At 68.5% G+C, this 17,308-nt stretch carries 13 protein-coding genes; 8 read left to right on the top strand and 5 right to left on the bottom strand.

Annotated elements, in window-relative coordinates; genetic code table 11:
- Window positions 1-10: 10 nt before the first annotated feature.
- Window positions 11-1,186: an efflux RND transporter periplasmic adaptor subunit gene (locus DDE10_RS15205; RefSeq protein WP_114953629.1), complete on the bottom strand. Its 1,176-nt coding sequence runs from the start codon at window positions 1,184-1,186 to the stop codon at window positions 11-13.
- Between the two features lie 100 nt (window positions 1,187-1,286).
- Here DDE10_RS15205 and DDE10_RS15200 point away from each other — a divergent pair, with 100 nt between their 5' ends.
- Window positions 1,287-1,922 carry a TetR/AcrR family transcriptional regulator gene (locus tag DDE10_RS15200; RefSeq protein WP_162806646.1) on the top strand — a complete coding sequence of 212 codons (636 nt, stop codon included), beginning with the start codon at window positions 1,287-1,289 and terminating at the stop codon, window positions 1,920-1,922.
- Window positions 1,923-2,002: 80 nt separating this feature from the next.
- A complete protein-coding gene (ppc, locus tag DDE10_RS15195; protein ID WP_114953707.1) occupies window positions 2,003-4,657 on the top strand; it encodes a phosphoenolpyruvate carboxylase in 2,655 nt (884 codons plus the stop codon).
- Window positions 4,658-4,840: 183 nt separating this feature from the next.
- Here the strand turns inward: ppc and DDE10_RS15190 are convergent, their stop codons facing one another.
- Window positions 4,841-5,833, bottom strand: coding sequence for an aldo/keto reductase (locus DDE10_RS15190; protein ID WP_114953627.1), 993 nt, complete (start codon window positions 5,831-5,833; stop codon window positions 4,841-4,843).
- 410 nt (window positions 5,834-6,243) lie between these two features.
- On the opposite strand from DDE10_RS15190, the gene DDE10_RS15185 reads away from it, so the two are divergent.
- The 6 genes from DDE10_RS15185 to DDE10_RS15155 all read left to right on the top strand — a co-directional run bounded on the left by DDE10_RS15185 (window position 6,244) and on the right by DDE10_RS15155 (window position 13,000).
- Window positions 6,244-6,648: a VOC family protein gene (locus tag DDE10_RS15185; RefSeq protein ID WP_114953706.1), complete on the top strand. Its 405-nt coding sequence runs from the start codon at window positions 6,244-6,246 to the stop codon at window positions 6,646-6,648.
- 553 nt (window positions 6,649-7,201) lie between these two features.
- Window positions 7,202-7,666, top strand: a complete 465-nt coding sequence (locus tag DDE10_RS15175) for an NAD(P)H-dependent oxidoreductase subunit E (protein WP_432653734.1) — start codon at window positions 7,202-7,204, stop codon at window positions 7,664-7,666.
- A complete protein-coding gene (locus tag DDE10_RS15170) occupies window positions 7,663-9,228 on the top strand; it encodes a formate dehydrogenase beta subunit (RefSeq protein ID WP_114953625.1) in 1,566 nt (521 codons plus the stop codon). The genes DDE10_RS15175 and DDE10_RS15170 overlap by 4 nt, the downstream gene beginning before the upstream one ends.
- Window positions 9,229-9,288: 60 nt before the next feature.
- Window positions 9,289-12,156 (top strand): formate dehydrogenase subunit alpha, encoded by a 2,868-nt coding sequence (gene fdhF, locus DDE10_RS15165; protein WP_114953624.1) that lies wholly within the window; start codon window positions 9,289-9,291, stop codon window positions 12,154-12,156.
- Window positions 12,153-12,506 carry a formate dehydrogenase subunit delta gene (locus DDE10_RS15160; RefSeq protein ID WP_284734686.1) on the top strand — a complete coding sequence of 118 codons (354 nt, stop codon included), beginning with the start codon at window positions 12,153-12,155 and terminating at the stop codon, window positions 12,504-12,506. The genes fdhF and DDE10_RS15160 overlap by 4 nt, the downstream gene beginning before the upstream one ends.
- Before the next feature lie 20 nt (window positions 12,507-12,526).
- Window positions 12,527-13,000, top strand: coding sequence for an aminoacyl-tRNA deacylase (locus tag DDE10_RS15155; RefSeq protein WP_114953623.1), 474 nt, complete (start codon window positions 12,527-12,529; stop codon window positions 12,998-13,000).
- A gap of 568 nt (window positions 13,001-13,568) precedes the next feature.
- On the opposite strand, the gene DDE10_RS15150 is transcribed toward DDE10_RS15155, so the two are convergent.
- The 3 genes from DDE10_RS15150 to DDE10_RS15140 all read right to left on the bottom strand — a co-directional run bounded on the left by DDE10_RS15150 (window position 13,569) and on the right by DDE10_RS15140 (window position 17,297).
- Window positions 13,569-15,857 carry a putative bifunctional diguanylate cyclase/phosphodiesterase gene (locus DDE10_RS15150; protein WP_114953622.1) on the bottom strand — a complete coding sequence of 763 codons (2,289 nt, stop codon included), beginning with the start codon at window positions 15,855-15,857 and terminating at the stop codon, window positions 13,569-13,571.
- A gap of 348 nt (window positions 15,858-16,205) precedes the next feature.
- A complete protein-coding gene (locus DDE10_RS15145) occupies window positions 16,206-16,721 on the bottom strand; it encodes a DUF4199 domain-containing protein (RefSeq protein ID WP_114953621.1) in 516 nt (171 codons plus the stop codon).
- Between the two features lie 144 nt (window positions 16,722-16,865).
- Window positions 16,866-17,297 (bottom strand): response regulator transcription factor, encoded by a 432-nt coding sequence (locus tag DDE10_RS15140; RefSeq protein WP_114953620.1) that lies wholly within the window; start codon window positions 17,295-17,297, stop codon window positions 16,866-16,868.
- Window positions 17,298-17,308 lie beyond the last annotated feature (11 nt).

Raw genomic sequence — 17,308 nt, 5'->3', positions numbered from 1 at the left:
CTCGCGATCCTCAACGGGCGGCGGCGGGCGTGGCGGCAGGCGCCGCGGCGCGACGCCTGCCGGAAGGCGCCGCGATCCGCACCGGCTGTCCGGCCTGGACCTTCTGCAGCCCGTTGACGATCACCCGGTCTCCCGGCCGCAGACCGTCGCGGATGATCCAGGCGCTGCCGATCAGCTCGCCGAGACGGACCTGACGCACTTCCGCGACATTGTTCGCGCCGACCACCATCACGCTGCCGCCGGTCTCGCCGACCCGGACCGCGCGCTGGGGAACGAGAATGCCGTCGGCGCGGGTGCCGGCGCGGATGCGGGCACGGACGAACTGCCCCGGCAGCAGCAGCCGGCCGGGATTGGGGAACTCGGCCCGGAGCGCGGCCGTGCCGGTCCCCTCGTCGATCGCCAGGTCGAGGAAGTCGATATGGCCCATGATGCCGTAGGTGGTGCCGTCCTCGAGCTCGAGCTCGACCTGGACCTGCCCCAGCGACTCGATCGACAGCTGGCCGGAGGCCATGCTCCGCCGAAGCGCCAGCAGCTCCGAGCTGGACTGGCCGAAATTGACGAAGACGCGGTCGATCTGCTCGACCGTGGTGAGCAGCGTTCCCGCCGCGGCGCTGACCAGCGCACCCTCGGTGACCTGGGCGCGGCCCGCCCGGCCGGCGATCGGCGCGCGCACCGTCGTGTAGCTCAGCGTCAGGCGGGCGCTCTCGACCTGCGCGCGCGCCTGGGCGACGTCCGCCTGCGCCGTCCGCAGCCGGGCGACCGCCGAATCATATTCCTGCTGGCTGATCGCCTGCTGCTCGACCAGCCCGCGATAGCGATCGACGTCCTGCTGCGCGTTGGAGGCATTGGCCTGGGCCCGGGCCAGCGTCGCCTGCATCGCGCTCAGGCTGGCGCGAAGCTCGCGCGGATCGATCGCGAACAGGCCCTGGCCGGCACCGATATCGGTGCCCTCCTCGTAGAGGCGGCGCTGGACGATGCCGTCGACCCGCGCCCGCACCTCCGCCGTCCGCACCGCCTGCACCCGGCCGGGCAGCTCGATCACGTTCGGCACCGGTTGCGCCCGAATTTGGACCACCTCGACCTCCGGTGGCGGAGGGGGAGGCGGGGCTTCGCCGGCGCAGCCGGAAAGGAAAAGAAGCGCGCACGCCGCGCCGAAGGCGGAGCGCCCAAGTGCCTGGAAGATCATGATTGTTCCTGTTGCCGGGCGTGGACCGCCTCTTGATTCGGCGGGTCAAGTAATGTACGTTACATTACACGTCAACCTTCTCTCCGATGGAAACCGAGCCTTGCCCCCTTCGCCTGCTCCTCTCGAAACCCGCCGCGCGGCCCTCAGCCGCGAGGCGCGACGCGAGGCGATGATCGATGCCGCCGAAGCCTTGTTCTTCGAGCTCGGCTTCGAAGGGACGACCTTGGGCGCGGTCGTCCGCATTTCCGGCGGCTCGCTGGCGACGCTCTATGACGAATTCGGCAACAAGGAGAATCTGCTGCGCGCCGTCGTCGACCGTATTCGGGAGGAAGGGCTGGTCGACCTCAAGACGCTCGACGACCGCGCGATGTCGCCCCGCGAGATCCTGCTCCGGGTCGCTTCGCGCTTCCACGCTTATGTGACGGCTCCGCGCACGCTCGCCTCGATGCGCGTCGTCATCGGCCGGAGCCTGGCCGATCCCGCCTTCGGCCGCGCCTTCCACGAGGATGTGCGCCTGCAATTGCTCGAACGCATCGCCGAGACGTTCCGCCGGTGGACGGCGGAAGGGCAAGCGAGGATCGACGATCCGGTCGCCGCCGCGGAGCTGTTCTTCGCCAGCCTGCTGTGCGACGCCCCGCTGAAGACGATGCTGGGGCTGCCGGCCGAGCGGACGGACGAGACCTTGCTCGCCTGGCGGCTGCAGCCGTTTCTCGATCATTTCGCCATCGCCGGCTGACCGGCTGGGCGCCGGCGCGATCGCCATGCCGCTTCGGAGGCGTTGACAGCCGGCCGACGATGCTCATGGTCCGGGCCGTGATGAGAAGCCCCACCCCCATCGAGCAGAATCCGGACATCCGCTATCTCGGGCGGCTGCTCGGCGACGTCATTCGCCTGCATGGCGGCGAGCCGCTGTTCCGGCGCATCGAATATATCCGTTCCGCCTCGGTCGACCGGCATCGCGGACTCGTCCAGGCGGGCGCGGTCGACCCGGGCCTGCAGGCGCTCGGCCTGGACGACACCTTGTCGTTCGTGCGCAGCTTCATGCTCTTCTCGATGCTCGCCAACCTTGCCGAGGAGCGGCAGGGGGTCGCGGCCGAGCGCGCCGTCAAGATGACGGAGGCGCTCAGGCGGCTCGACGATGACGGGATCGGCCGCGATGCGGTCGCCACCTTGCTCGACCGGGCACTGATGGTGCCGGTGCTGACCGCCCATCCCACCGAGGTGCGGCGCAAGAGCATGATCGACCATCGCAACCGCATCGCCGAGCTGATGCGGTTGCGCGACCAGGGCCGCGACGAGACCCTTGAAGGCGAGCCGATCGAGGACGCGCTGATGCGCCAGATCGGCCTGCTCTGGCAGACCCGGCCGCTGCGCCGCGAGCGGCTGTTCGTGGCGGACGAGATCGAGATCGCCCTGAGCTATCTGCGCGACGTCTTCCTGCCCGTCCTGCCGGCGCTCTACGCGCGCTGGCAGCGAAGCCTGGGCTTTCATCCGCCGAGCTTCCTGCGGCCGGGATCCTGGATCGGCGGCGACCGCGACGGCAACCCCTTCGTCAACGCCGAGTCGCTGAAGCGGGCCCTCGCCGGGGCTGCCGAGGCGGTGCTCGCTTTCTACATGGACGAGATCCATGCCCTCGGCGCCGAGCTGTCCATCTCTTCGGCGCTGGCCGAGACGACGGACGAGCTGGCGGCGCTGGCCGACGCCTCCGGCGACACCAGCCCGGCCCGGCAGGACGAGCCCTATCGGCGGGCGCTCAGCGGCATCTATGCGCGGCTCGCCGCCACCTATGCCCGGCTCTGCGGCCGCCCGGCGCCGAGGCCGGCCTCGGTCGAGGCCGCGCCCTATGACCGCCCGGAGGCCTTCCGCGCCGACCTCGAGATCGTCGATCGTGCGCTCGGCGGCGAGGACGCCGCGCTGGAGCGACTGATCCACGCGGTCGAGACCTTCGGCTTCCATCTCGCGACTTTGGACCTGCGCCAGAATGCCCAGGTCCACGAGCGGGTCGTCGCCGAATTGCTTGCCGTCGCCGGCGTCGAGCCCGATTATCTGGGACTGGACGAAGCCGCGCGGGTAGCCCTGCTCCGCCGCGAACTGGCCAGCGCCCGACTGCTGGCGACCCCGTTCGCGGCCTATTCGGACGCCACCCGCTCCGAGCTCGACATCATGCACGAAGCCGCCGAAGCCCATGCGCTCTACGGTCCGGCCGCGATCACGACCTACATCATCTCGAAGACCGAGAGCGTGTCCGACATGCTGGAGGCCTATGTCCTGCTCAAGGAAGCGGGGCTGTGGCGCGTCGGCGAACCGCCGCGGGCCGGGGTGATGACGGTGCCGCTGTTCGAGACGATCGGCGATCTCGAGGCCGCATCCGAGATCATGCGGGAATGGATGGCGCTCCCCGAGGTGGCGGCGATCACCGCCGCGCGCGGCCACCAGGAGGTGATGGTCGGCTATTCGGATTCGAACAAGGACGGCGGCTATCTGACGTCGGTGTGGAGCCTCCATCAGGCCAATCGCGAGCTGGCGGGCGCGTTCGCGGACGCGGGTGCGACGCTCCAGCTCTTCCACGGCCGCGGCGGCGCCGTCGGCCGCGGCGGCGGCTCGAGCTTCGCCGCGATCCGCGCGCAGCCTAAGGGCACCGTCAACGGCCGGATCCGCATCACCGAGCAGGGCGAGATGATCGCGGCCAAATATGGCACCCCGGAGAGCGCCGCGGCGAACCTCGAGACGATGGTGTCGGCGACCCTGCTCGCCAGCCTCGAGCCCGACGAGGTCGAGCCCGGCCGCGCGGCGCGCTTCACCGAGGCGATGGAGCGGCTGTCGGCGGAGGCGTTCCGCGCCTATCGTTCGCTGGTCTACGAGACCGACGGCTTCCGGACTTTCTTTCGCCAGCTGACGCCGATCGCCGAGATCGGAGAGCTCAAGATCGGATCGCGGCCGCCGAGCCGCACCAATTCGGACCGGATCGAGGATTTGCGCGCCATCCCCTGGGTGTTCAGCTGGGCCCAGGCGCGGGTGATGCTGCCCGGCTGGTACGGCGTCGGCCATGCTCTGGCCGGCTTCGAGGACCGCCCCCTGCTTCGCGAGATGCTGGAAGCCTGGCCCTTCTTCCGCACGACGCTCGACAATCTCGAGATGGTGCTCGCCAAGACGGACATGGAGATCGCCCGCCTCTATGCGGGGCTGGTCGAGGATCCGGCGCTGCGCGATACCGTCTTCGGCCGGATCCGCGATGGCTGGCAGCAGGCCCGCGACGGCCTGCTCGACGTGCTGGGCCAGTCCCGCTTGCTCGAAAACCATCCTCGGCTGGACGCGGCGATCCGGCTGCGGCTCCCCTATATCGAGCCGCTCAACCACCTCCAGGTGGAATTGCTCAGGCGCCACCGCGCCGGCGAGGCGGATCCGCGGATCAAGGAAGGCATCCAGCTGTCGATCAACGCGATCGCCACGGCCCTCCAGAATTCCGGATGATGATCAACCCTCTCCCCTTGCGGGAGAGGGAGAGGGAGAGGCCCGACGCGAAGCGGCGGGAGGGCGAGGGGCGGCCGCGCTCGGACAGCGCAGGCATCCCCAACTCGTATGCTTGCCCTCACGCTCTCAGCGGCTTTGCCGGGAGGGGCCCTCCCTCTCCCGGACTGGGAGAGGTTGGATCGCCTAGGCGAAGTCTTCCGTGTCGATCTCTGCGAGCGTCGCTTCGGCGTAGCGCGCTCCGGCGATCGCCTCCGGGGTCATGAAGCCGTCAATCTCGGCCAGGGCGTACGCCGACACGGCGAGCGTGCCGGCCGCGAGATTTTCCTCGAGATGCTTCAGCGAGGTCGTGCCCGGGATCGGGATGACATGCTCGCCGCGCGACAGCAGCCAGGCGAGCGAGAGCTGCGCGGGCGTGCAGCCCGCCTCGCCGGCGAGCGCCTCGAAACGCGCATAGAGCCGCAGGTTGCGCTCCAGATTCTCCCCCTGGAAGCGGGGCATCGTCCGGCGCAGGTCGTTGGCCTCGAGCTGATCGGCGGAACGGACGCTGCCGGCGAGGAATCCGCGCGCCATCGGCGAGAAGGTGACGAGCGCGGCACCGAGCTCGCGCGTCGCAGCCAGGACTCCGAGCTCGACGTTGCGCGACCAGGGCGAATATTCGTTCTGGACGGCGGCGATCGGATGGACGCCGTGCGCCTTGCGCAAGGTCTCGGCCGAAACCTCGCTGAGGCCGATCGCGCGGACCTTCCCTTCCTCGACCATCCGGCCGAGCGCACCGACCGATTCCTCGACCGGCACCTCCTTGTCCCAGCGGTGGAGATAATAGAGATCGATCGTTTCGGTCTTCAGCCGCCGCAGCGACTCGTCGACCGTGCGCAGCAGCGTCTCCGGCCGGCCGTCTATCACTCTCTTGCCGTCGACGCCGGTCATCCCGCATTTGGAGGCGAGGACATAGTCGCCGCGGCGGTGGCCGATCGCCTCGCCGATCAGCGCTTCGTTCGCCCCGAAGCCGTAGAGGGCGGCGCTGTCGATGAAATCGTAGCCGAGGTCGAGGGCGGCGTTGAGCAGCCGCCCGGCCTGTTCGGGATCCGGGGGCGTGCCGTAGGCGTGACTCAATGACATGCAGCCGAGGCCGATCGGGCCAACCTCGAACGGACCTACTTTTCGCCTCGAATCCATGAGCGGCTCCATGGCGCCGAGGCCGGGGCCCGGCAATTCCAATCGCGACCCGGCCGATAAGAGCAGGCTAATCACCGGGTTCCCGCTCACGAGGTGAATCGGCCCGCACGGACGGGTTGGGGGGTCGCGGCTTCTCCTCGGCGGACACGCGCATGGCGAACAACATGACCGATTACGCGCTTTGCGGCCCGCGCCGCGGCCGATTATGCCGGCTCTCTGTTTCGCCGGGATTCAAACTTGCCTAGAAGGCGGTCCTGACGGGTTCGATTTTCTTGTCCGGCAAGGGAGAAGGAGGGAGAGACGCCTGTGCATCGTGACCGACGCACCGACGCGGTTGGGGAGGCAAGAGCGGCCCCGCCGCTTTGCGGTCGATCTGCCCGCTCGTCGAGTTTGGATCCGAGACTAGCGCGATGAGGGTGAACCGGCTCGACCACGTCAACATCCAGACGACCAGGCTGGCCGAGACCGTGCGTTTCTATGCGGCCGTGCTCGATCTCGAGGCCAAAGATCCGCCGCCGCCGCTCGATCCGGCCGAGGTGCGATGGATGCATGACGGCGACGGACGCGCCATCTTCCATCTGTCGTCGCCAGGTTCGCTCGATGCGATCGAGGACATCAATATCGGCGAGGATACCGGCGCGATCCACCATGTCGCGCTCGAGTGCTCCGGTCATGACCTTATGGTGGAACGGCTCGAGCAGCTGGGGGTCAGGCATCGGCTCAACCATGTTGTCGCGGTCGATCTGAAGCAGATCTTCGTACGGGATCCCAATGGCGTGCTGCTCGAGCTGAACTACCGGCAGGGACAACATTGATCCCACGGCCGCCGCCCGGTCTCGCCCCGATCAGGAGAGCATCCGGCGCATCTTCCTCCCATCGGTCGCAATAGCGTTCCCGACTCGCCCAAGGATGGAATGCCCGCTTCTATCCAAGAATGCCCTCTCGGCATTCCCGTGAAGCCCTTCGTCAGCTATGTTCCACAGCGTGAAAAGAAGGCCATCCTCGGCGGCCGAGGATCCGAGCGGCCCATGATCGAGCAGAAGGTCAAGGCGGTCCGATCCGCGATGGCGATCCCGGCGCGCAGGCCGGCCGGTCGGATCGGTCAACATCACTTGGCCGGGGCACCAGGCCGGTGAAGGAGGCGGTGGCGCAGCAACTGGCGACGCTCGAGGCCACCGACGCCTTCAAGCGTGACGTCGACGGATCGGCCCCGCCGGTGGCGGTGATGGCGGCAGGGCGCGATTTCCTTCCATCGACCGGAAGGGCATTGGGAGTTGGACGGGAAGCGAGCGGCTGCGTCCGCATAACGCTTGACCCGAGCGCCGCTTGGGATTGTATGCTAGGCAAACGAATGGAGAGGGTCGGAACGTGACGGGCAACGCCCATGATCCGCGGCTGTGGACGCCTCAGGAGGTCGAGGAGATACTCCGCCGCCATGCCGGTCGCGAGGGGCCGCTCATGCCGATCCTGGGTGACGTGCAGGCGGCGTTCGGCCATGTGCCGGAGGGCGCCGTTCCGATCATCGCCGCCGCGCTGAACCTGTCGCGGGCCGAGGTGCACGGCGTCGTCAGCTTCTACCACGATTTCAGGCGCGCGCCCGCGTCGCGGCCGGTGGTGAAGCTCTGCCGCGCCGAGGCCTGCCAGGCGCGCGGCGCCGAGCAACTGGCGCCCCTGCTCGAGCGGGACGAACGGATCGAGCTCGAGACGGTCTACTGCCTCGGCCTGTGCGCCAGCGGCCCCTCTGCCCTGGTCGGCGATCAGGTCTATGCCCGTCTCGACGAGACGAACGTCGCGGATTTGGTCGCGCTCGCGGCGCGGGGTAGCGCGCTATGAGAATCTTCGTCCCCGGCGATGCCGCCGCCTGCGCCGTCGGCGCCGACGAGGTCGCGCGCACGCTCGAGCGCCTCGCCGCCGGCCGCGGCCTTGCGATCGAGATCGTGCGCAACGGATCGCGCGGCATGCACGAAATGGAGCCGCTGCTCGAGGTGGCGACGCCGGCGGGGCGGGTCGGCTATGCCCGCGTCGCCGCCGGACAGGTCGAGGCGGTCCTCGACGCGCTCGTCGAAGGCCGCGACCATCCCGCCTGCGTCGGCCTGGTCGAGGAGATTCCCTTCCTCAGGCGCCAGACCCGCCTCACCTTCGCCCGCTGCGGGATCACCGACCCCCAGTCGCTGGACGATTATCGCGCGAATGGCGGCCTCGAGGGCCTGGCGCGGGCGATCGAGATCGGCCCGGAGGCTGCCGTCGAGGAGGTCGTCGCCAGCGGCCTGCGCGGCCGGGGCGGCGCCGGATTCCCCACCGGGATCAAGTGGCGCACCGCCGCCGCCGCGTCGGCGCCTCAGAAATATATCGTCTGCAACGCCGACGAGGGCGACAGCGGCACCTTCGCCGACCGGATGCTGATGGAAGGCGATCCTTTCCTCATCATCGAAGGCATGGCGATCGCCGGTCTCGCGGTCGGCGCGACCCGCGGCTATATCTATATCCGCTCCGAATATCCTCATGCGATCAAGGCGATGGAGCGGGCGGCCGAGACGGCGCGGCGCGGCGGCCTGCTCGGCCCTTCGCTGCTCGGCTCGACCCATGGCTTCGACCTCGAGATCCGCGTGGGCGCCGGCGCCTATGTGTGCGGCGAGGAGACGTCGCTGCTCGAGAGCCTGGAAGGGCGCCGCGGCGAGGTCCGCGCCAAGCCGCCGCTGCCGGCTCTGGTCGGTCTGTTCGGCCGGCCCACTATCATCAACAACGTACTCAGTCTCGCGGCCGTGCCCTTCATCCTCGCCGAGGGCGGCAAGGCCTATGCCGAGTTCGGCATGGGCCGCTCGCGCGGCACCATGCCGATCCAGCTGGCCGGAAATGTCCGCAACGGCGGCCTGTTCGAGACCGCATTCGGCGTCACCCTGGGCGAATTGGTCGAGGACATTGGCGGCGGCACCCTGTCGGGACGCCCGGTCAGGGCGGTCCAGGTCGGCGGTCCGCTCGGGGCCTATTTCCCGCCTTCGATGTTCCACCTCCCTTTCGACTATGAATCCTTCGCCGAGGCGGACGGGCTGATCGGCCATGCCGGCATCGTCGTCTTCGACGACAGCGTCGACATGGCCAGGATGGCGCGGTTCGCGATGCAGTTCTGCGCCGCCGAAAGCTGTGGCAAGTGCACGCCGTGCCGGATCGGATCGGTCCGCGGCACCGAGATACTCGACCTGATCGTCGCCGGCGACCGGGTCGACGAGCATCTCGCTCTGGTCGAGGATCTCTGCGAGACGATGAAGTTCGGATCGCTGTGCGCGCTGGGGGGTTTTACTCCTTATCCGGTGCTGTCGGCGATCCGCCACTTTCCCGAGGATTTCCGCCGCGAGGCGGCGCCCGCCGAGGGAGGAAGCAATGCCTTCGTGGATTAGACGAAGCCGTGATCCGGCGGGCGCGGATGCGCAGCCGTTCGCCGCGATGGAGATGATCCGATGACGCTCGATCCCGATAGTCCGTCCGGCCTGATCGTGGAGCCCGATCACGGCACGCCTGCGTCGCCGCTCGCGCCGGCCGTCACCCTGACGATCGACGGCAAACACGTGTCCGTTCCCGCCGGCACCTCGATCATGCGCGCCGCCAGCCTCGCCGGCACCGATATTCCCAAGCTGTGCGCGACCGACATGCTGAAGGCGTTCGGCTCGTGCCGGGTCTGCCTCGTCGAGATCGAGGGACGCGCCGGAACGCCGGCTTCCTGCACGACCCCGGTCGCGGAAGGGATGGCGGTGCGCACCCGCTCCGATCGTATCGACCGGGTCCGGCGCGGCGTGATGGAGCTCTATCTGTCGGATCATCCGGAGAATTGCCGGGACGACGCCGCAGGCCGCGATTGCAGCCTTCACGACGTCGCCGAGCAGGTCGGCCTCACGGAGGTCCGCTACGGCACCGGCGGGCGCAACCATCTCGCCGCCCCGATCGACGATTCCAATCCCTATTTCCTGTTCGATCCCGCCAAGTGCATCGTCTGCTCGCGCTGCGTGCGCGCCTGCGACGAGATACAGGGGACGTTCGCCCTGACGATCGGCGGGCGCGGCTTCGCCAGCCATGTCTCGGCGAGCCAGGAGCAGCCCTTCCTCGCCTCCGAATGCGTTTCCTGCGGCGCCTGCGTCCAGGCCTGCCCGACCTCGAGCCTGGTCGAGAAGAGGGTGTTCGAGGTGGGCGAGCCGGAGCGAAGCGCCGTCACCACCTGCGCCTATTGCGGCGTCGGCTGCGCATTCAAGGTCGAGATGCGCGGCGAGGACGTGGTCCGGATGGTGCCATGGAAGGACGGCAAGGCCAATCACGGCCATAGCTGCGTCAAGGGCCGCTTCGCCTGGGGCTATGCCAACCACAAGGAGCGGATCCTGAACCCGATGATCCGCGGCTCGATCGACGAGCCATGGCGGGAGGTGAGCTGGGACGAGGCGATCGCCCACACCGCATCGGAGTTCCGGCGCCTGCAGGCGAAATACGGCACCCGCGCCGTCGGCGGCATCACCTCCTCGCGCTGCACCAACGAGGAGACATTCCTGGTCCAGAAGCTGGTCCGCGCCGGCTTCGGCAACAACAATGTCGATACCTGCGCCCGGGTCTGCCACTCGCCGACCGGCTACGGCCTCAAGACCACCTTCGGCACCTCGGCCGGGACCCAGGACTTCGATTCGGTCGAGCAATCGGACGTCATCGTCGTGATCGGCGCCAATCCCACCGACGCCCATCCGGTCTTCGCCAGCCGCATGAAGCAGAAGCTCCGCCAGGGCGCTCGGCTGATCGTCATCGATCCGCGCCGGATCGACCTGGTGCGCACGCCGCACGTCGAGGCGGACTATCATCTGCCGCTGAAGCCCGGCACCAACGTGGCGGTGCTGACGGCGATGGCGCATGTCGTCGTGACCGAGGGTCTCGTCGACGAAGCCTTCGTGCGCGAGCGCTGCGAGCTCGACGACTTCCGCGAATGGGCCGAGTTCGCCGCCCGGCCCGAACATTCGCCCGAAGCGATGGAGCGCTATACCGGCGTCGCGCCCGCCGATCTGCGCGGCGCGGCGCGGCTCTATACGACCGGGGGCAATGCGGCCATCTATTACGGCCTCGGCGTCACCGAGCACAGCCAGGGCACCACCGCCGTCATGGCGATCGCCAACCTCGCCATGGCGACCGGCAATATCGGCCGGCCCGGCGTCGGCGTGAACCCGCTGCGCGGCCAGAACAACGTCCAGGGCTCGTGCGACATGGGCAGCTTCCCGCACGAGCTGAGCGGCTACCGCCACGTCTCGGATCCCGCGGCCCGCGACATGTTCGAGCGATTGTGGGGCAGCCCGATCGATCGCGAGCCGGGGCTGCGCATCCCGAACATGCTGGATGCGGCCGTCGACGGCGTGTTCAAGGGCCTCTACGTCCAAGGGGAGGACATCCTCCAATCCGATCCCAATACGAGGCACGTGGCCGCGGGCCTGGCGGCGATGGAATGCGTCGTCGTCCACGATTTGTTCCTCAACGAGACCGCCAATTACGCCCACGTATTCCTTCCCGGGTCGACCTTCCTCGAGAAGGACGGCACCTTCACCAACGCCGAGCGGCGCATCCAGCTGGTACGCAAGGTGATCGAGCCGCGATGCCTTTATGCGGACTGGGAGGCGACCCAGTTGCTCGCCCGCGCGCTCGGGCTCGACTGGAACTACACCCATCCCTCGCAGGTGATGGACGAGATCGCGGCGGTGACCCCCACCTTCAGCGGCGTCTCCTTCGCCAGGCTGGACGCGCTCGGGTCGATCCAGTGGCCCTGCAACGACAAGGCGCCGGAGGGCACGCCGGTGATGCATGTCGATCATTTCGTGCGCGGGCGCGGCAAGTTCGTGATCACCGAATATGTCCCGACCGACGAGAAGATCGGCCCGCGCTACCCGCTGCTGCTGACCACGGGCCGGATCCTCAGCCAGTATAATGTCGGCGCACAGACGCGGCGGACCGACAATGTCGTCTGGCATGACGAGGACCTGCTCGAAATCCACCCCAATGATGCCGAGGACCGGGGCATCGGCGATGGCGATTGGGTGAAGCTCGCCAGCCGCGCCGGCGAGACCTCGCTGCGCGCGAAGGTGACCGCGCGGGTGGCGCCGGGCGTGGTCTACACGACCTTCCACCACCCCGACACCCAGGCGAACGTGGTCACGACAGAATATTCGGACTGGGCGACCAATTGCCCCGAATACAAGGTGACGGCGGTCCAGGTCAGCCCGTCCAACGGGCCTACCGACTGGCAGGAAGCCTATGAGGCGCAGGCCTCGCACAGCCGCCGGATCGCCGCTTCGGAGGCGGCCGAGTGACGGCGGAACGCGGGCAGGACTTGGCCGCGGGCGGCACGGCGCGCTCCGGCCACACGCTCGAGCGCCTCGTCTACATGGCCAATCAGATCGCGCGCGAGTTCGGCAATCAGCGGCCCGGTGACTCGGTCGAGGCGACCTGGGACCATCTCTGGCATTTCTGGGACCCGCGGATGCGCGCGTTGATCGTCTCTCACTGGCAGTCTGGCGGAGAGGGCCTTGTCGACATTGCTAGGGCCGCGGTGGCGAAGCTCGCTTCTCCCCAGGCACCGGAGCCTCAGACGAAGGCGACGGAGTTCAATCGCGCCGGCGATCACGAGGACGGCCGCGACCTCATGTCGGATGCGGGCTGAACCCGGCGAGCATCGCGATCATGGCCGACGATACACCCGCGACGACCGCCTTGCGGCGGCTGTCGATCCCCTTCGGCCTTTGCCGCTATGCCTATGATCCGGGCACCGAACGGGTCGGCCTCCAGGCCGCGAACGCGCTGGGCGAGCCGCCGCGGCGCGTGCTCAAGACCTTGCTGGCGCAGGTGGACGGGCAGCCCGTCTGCCTCATTCTCGCCTCGGATCGCGAAGCGGCCATGAAGAAGGCGGCGGCGGCGTTCGGCGGCAAAAGCGCGGCGATGCTGCCGGTGCCCGACGCCGAGCGGATCAGCGGCTACAGGGTGGGCGGGGTGAGCCCGCTCGGGCAGCGCCGCACGCTGCCGACGGTGATCGACGAGGCGGCGCTCGCTGAGCCCTATGTGTTCGTGAATGGCGGCCAGCGGGGCCTTCAGCTGCGCCTCGCTCCGGCGGATCTGGTGCGGGCCACGCAGGCCCGGTTGGCCGTCATCGGCGCCTGAACGCCCATCTGCGCAATCGCGGCGGCCCGCAATGCGCGCCGCCGATCCTCGCAAATCGCCCCTAAATGAAAAAGCCCCGCCGAACGGCGGGGCTTTGTAGCGTCATGACGCCAGGACTAGCGCCAGTTCTCGCCGAACAACCATGCCCACATGGATCTAACTCCCAAACCCCCGGCAGAACCATTTCTACCTAACAGACTGTTTACCGCGATGCTCGTGGTAAACAAAGAGTTAAATTATGGTATGCTGGCGCATGTGTCGTTTTGGGGCTGGGCGTTGCGTAAAAGTGACGGCCGGCGGGTGGGGGCCGGGAAAAACCGTCCCAGATCCGGAAGTTACGAACGGCCGAAGCGCGACTCTGGGCAAGGGGCGTGACGGCATGCGAGCAGCAGTCCCTCTGGGCGCGGCGGCGTGGGCCTTGGCGAGTCGGGCCGAGGCAGGGGCGGAACGACGGCGTCGGGCGAATCAGGCACGGATAGCCATCCGTTCTAGGGTGAGGGGCGCCGGTCCAGGAACCGGACGCTGCGAAGCCATGCACGCTCTCCCGCAGGAGCGGGGCTGACGCCGCTCAGGCGGCCTGGCGGGAGGCTCCCGAGGCCTTCAGCAGCTTGCGCAGGTCGGCCACGGGCATCGGCCGGCCGAGATGATAGCCCTGCACGACGTCGCAGCGCATGCGCTTCAGCTCGGCGAGAACCTCGGCATTCTCGACGCCCTCGGCGACGACGCGGCGGCCGAGCGAATGGGCAAGCTGGATCGTCGAATTCACCATGATCCGGTCGCCCTTGGATTTGTCGAGCATGCCGATGAAGCTGCGATCGATCTTCAGCTCGGAGGCGGGGATCCGCTTCAGATATTCCAGCGTCGAGAAGCCGGTTCCATAATCGTCGATCGACAGCTCGACGCCGAGCCGGCTCAGCCGCTGCAGGTTGGCGATCTGCCGGGCGCCGCTGCCCAGTGTGGACGTCTCGGTCACCTCGAGGGTCAGCAGCTCCGGCGAGAAGCCGTGCTTGCGAAGCGCCGCTTCGACTGTCGGCACCAGAGTCAGGCTGTCGAGCAGCTGCGCGGAGAGATTGACTGCGACCGAGAAGCGTCGGCCGCGGCGATTGAACGAGGCCATGTCGGCAAGCGCCGTATCGAGCACGAAGGCGGTCAGCGCGTCGATGCGCCCTCCCTGCTCGGCCGCGGCGATGAACTGATCGGGCTGGAGCTGGCCCTTTTCGGGATGGGTCCAGCGCACCAGCGCCTCGGCGCCGACGATACGGCCGCTCTGGCAATCGACCTTCGGCTGATAGGCCACCCAGAGCTCGCGATGCTCGATGGCGTGGTCGAGACGCGCGAGCAAAGAAAGTCGCCAGTCGGCATCCGCGGCGCTCGCCGGATTGAAGCTTGCCCACCTCTTCCCTTCGCGGGCGGCCTCGTCCGCGGCGACCAGCGCGCTCGCTGCGCGCTGCGTCAGCGGCCGGTCGTCCTCGGTGTCGATGCCGAAGGTGACGGCGATGTCGATCAGGCGCGGGCCGATGACGATCGGACTGCGGAACAGGGCCTGCAGACCTTCCAGCTGCTGGACGAGATCGTCTTCCTCCATGTTCTCGGCGATCCAGGCGAAGACGCCGGGGCCGGCCTGATAGGTGGTGGCGCCGCCCGAGCCGAATTCGAGCCGCCCGACAATCTGTTCCACCAGTTCCTTCTCGAGCGGCACCTGTAAGGTCGTGGCGATCCGCGCATAGTTCATGATCCGGGCCGCGACGACGATGCCGCCGCCGCGGCTCTCCGCCTGGCGGAGCGCCTGGAGGTTGGGCAGGCCCGTCAGCAGATCGGTGGTTCCGCGGGCCCGATAGGCGCGCCGCAGGCCGGTGATCAGACGATAGAGCGAGGCCGTCGCGAGCAGCGCCAGAGCCGGCACGACGTCGGTATGGATGAAATTCTGCTCCAGAAGCAGGGGGGCAGCCACCAGCACCGCGACGGTGGCGCCGAGGATGGCCGAGGCGGCCACGCGCGGACGCAGTCCGACGACCGCCGCCGCCGCGAGCGCGCACAGGAGCAGCAAGGGGGCCCAGCCGAGGTCGAGCGGCCGGCCCGCCGTCAGAGTCTCGGCGGCGATCAGGTGAAAGAAGGCGGCCGGCACGAGGCCGAAGGAGGGCGCGCGATAATGGTCCGCGGCCAGGTCCGTGCGAGCGATCACGACCTGCCGCCCTTGCAGCCGATGGTCGGGCACGGCGTCGCGCAGGAGATCGTAGGCGCTGACGACCGGGATCGAGCGCAGATCGATGCCGTAATCGATCCTGAAAAGGCTCTCGCTCGGCTCGGCCGAACCGGCCAGCTCCGCCGCCAGAGAGGGTATCAGCCGGTCGCCGGCGCGCGCGCCGTGGGGATGGCTCCAGATCGCGCCGTCCCAGCTTACCCGCAGGTTCGAATTGACGATGCGGGCATGGCGCGCCAGCCGATCCGGCGGCAGATAATCGGCGCGGGTCCCGGAAATCGGGTCGATCGAGAAGCGCGCCGGCAAGAGGATGTCGGCGCGGGCGGAGGCAAGGGCGCTCTCCAGCGCGACAGCCTGCCGGCGCGATCCGATCTGGTCGAGATTGGCGTCGAGATGGATGCGGCGGGCTCCGGCGGCATCGACCCGGCGCACGAGCTCGGCCAGCTGCTCGCCGTTCCAGGGCAAGGCGCCGACGTCCCGAAGGCTGCGGTCGTCGATCGCGACCAGCACGACCGAGCCGCTGCCGGCGTGGTTGCGCAGCTTGTCGCGCACGACCTGCCCGACGCGCTCCATCGGCTCGCCCACATCGAGCAGTCCGAAGACCAACCCGACGGCGAGCGCCAGCAGAAGCGCTTTCCAGCGGCCTTCAAGAGACAATAGCGTTCGTGTCACTCCACGGCTCGAGGTAGTGAGGGTTCATCCTCGATAGCAGCCAATGGTTACCGAAATGGACCGATCTCGCCTCGCAGTCGCCCTGCCCCCCTCTCATGGTCCGGACGGGCGGCATTAACCTTCCCGTGCCGCTTAACCCATGCCAGGAGACGATTTTCCCGACGGCGAGGCGATGGCCGTCATATCCCGGGTCCCCGATGGCAGGCGGCAGCGCCCGGCTTTCGGCACGCTCGGCCGCCGAATCATGCCGGCCGGCGCGCCGGATCGCGACTCGCGAAGGGCGGGACCGGCGGCCCCGCCCGATGGGCGCCCCGGCAGGTCGGAGGATAGCCTCTAACCCCTGCGGAGCGGAAGGAAGCGCGGGTTGCGCAGCATGGCCGCGCTCAGCAGCGAGACGAGCAGCCCGACCGGGAAGATCTCGGTGAAGGTAACCGCCATGCGCAGCAGCGGATTGGCATAGATGGCACGGAACCCGTCCATCTCGGCCAGAGCCTCGGGCGAGGCTCCCTTGGCGCGCTCCTGCTCGATATACTGGTCGACGAATGCCTCCGCGCCTCCGGTCGCGGCGAGGGTCGTTTCCCAGGCCAGCGCATAGACCAGGCTGGCGACGAGGGTGATGCCGAGGCCGAGCCCGAAGGCGGGCCAGAAGCGGATGACGCCGCCGAGTTCGGAATCGCGGTAACGCTTGATCGCGACGAAGACGAGGCTGAGGGCAAGGAGCATCGTGAGGTAGCCGATGACCATGCCGAGCGCGCCGTGAACGAGCGTGCCGCTGGCCGCGAAGCCGAAGAAGGCCGCGCCGACGATGAGGCCGGCAATGCCGCCGTTGACGAATATCCTGCTGAGCATCTTCGCATCTCCCCTGGTGAGAGTCGCAGGATGACCGCCGCGGTCGCATGATCAATCGCCCGAAAGGATGATTTGGCCCCTTTCACCCGCAAGAATGACGCCGCGCGAGGTGAGCGGCGGCTCGGGATTCGCGCGGAGGGCGATTCAGGGCAGGAGGCCAAGCTCGCGTGCGCGGGCGATCGCGTCGGTGCGACGGCGCGCCTCGAGCTTCTCGAGCAATCGGGCGACATGGGTCTTCACCGTATTGGGCGAGATGCCGAGGCGGATGGCGATCTCCTTGTTGGATCGCCCGGCCGCGATTTCGTGGAGGACGGCGAGCTCGCGCGCGCTGATGCCGAGTGTGGCCTGCGCGACCGGATTGCCGTCGAACGCCTGCGGCGGCCCCGCGCCGAACAGACGGGCGCCGACGAACAGACCGAGCAAGAGAAATCCGGCGGCAACCAGGACGATGTAGATGTCGAGCGGGTTCGAGCGGACGAGACGCAGATAATCGAGGCTCTGCAACGCCAGCGCGCCTATCGCCAGCACGGCGCCGTACAGCGCGATCCGGCCCATGGCTGCGAACCGAAGCCCCATCCGCCTCCATG

It is taken from the genome of Sphingosinicella terrae, assembly GCF_003347635.1.
In the GTDB taxonomy this organism is placed as follows: domain Bacteria; phylum Pseudomonadota; class Alphaproteobacteria; order Sphingomonadales; family Sphingomonadaceae; genus Allosphingosinicella; species Allosphingosinicella terrae.
This window is presented reverse-complemented; position numbering and strand designations above follow the sequence as displayed.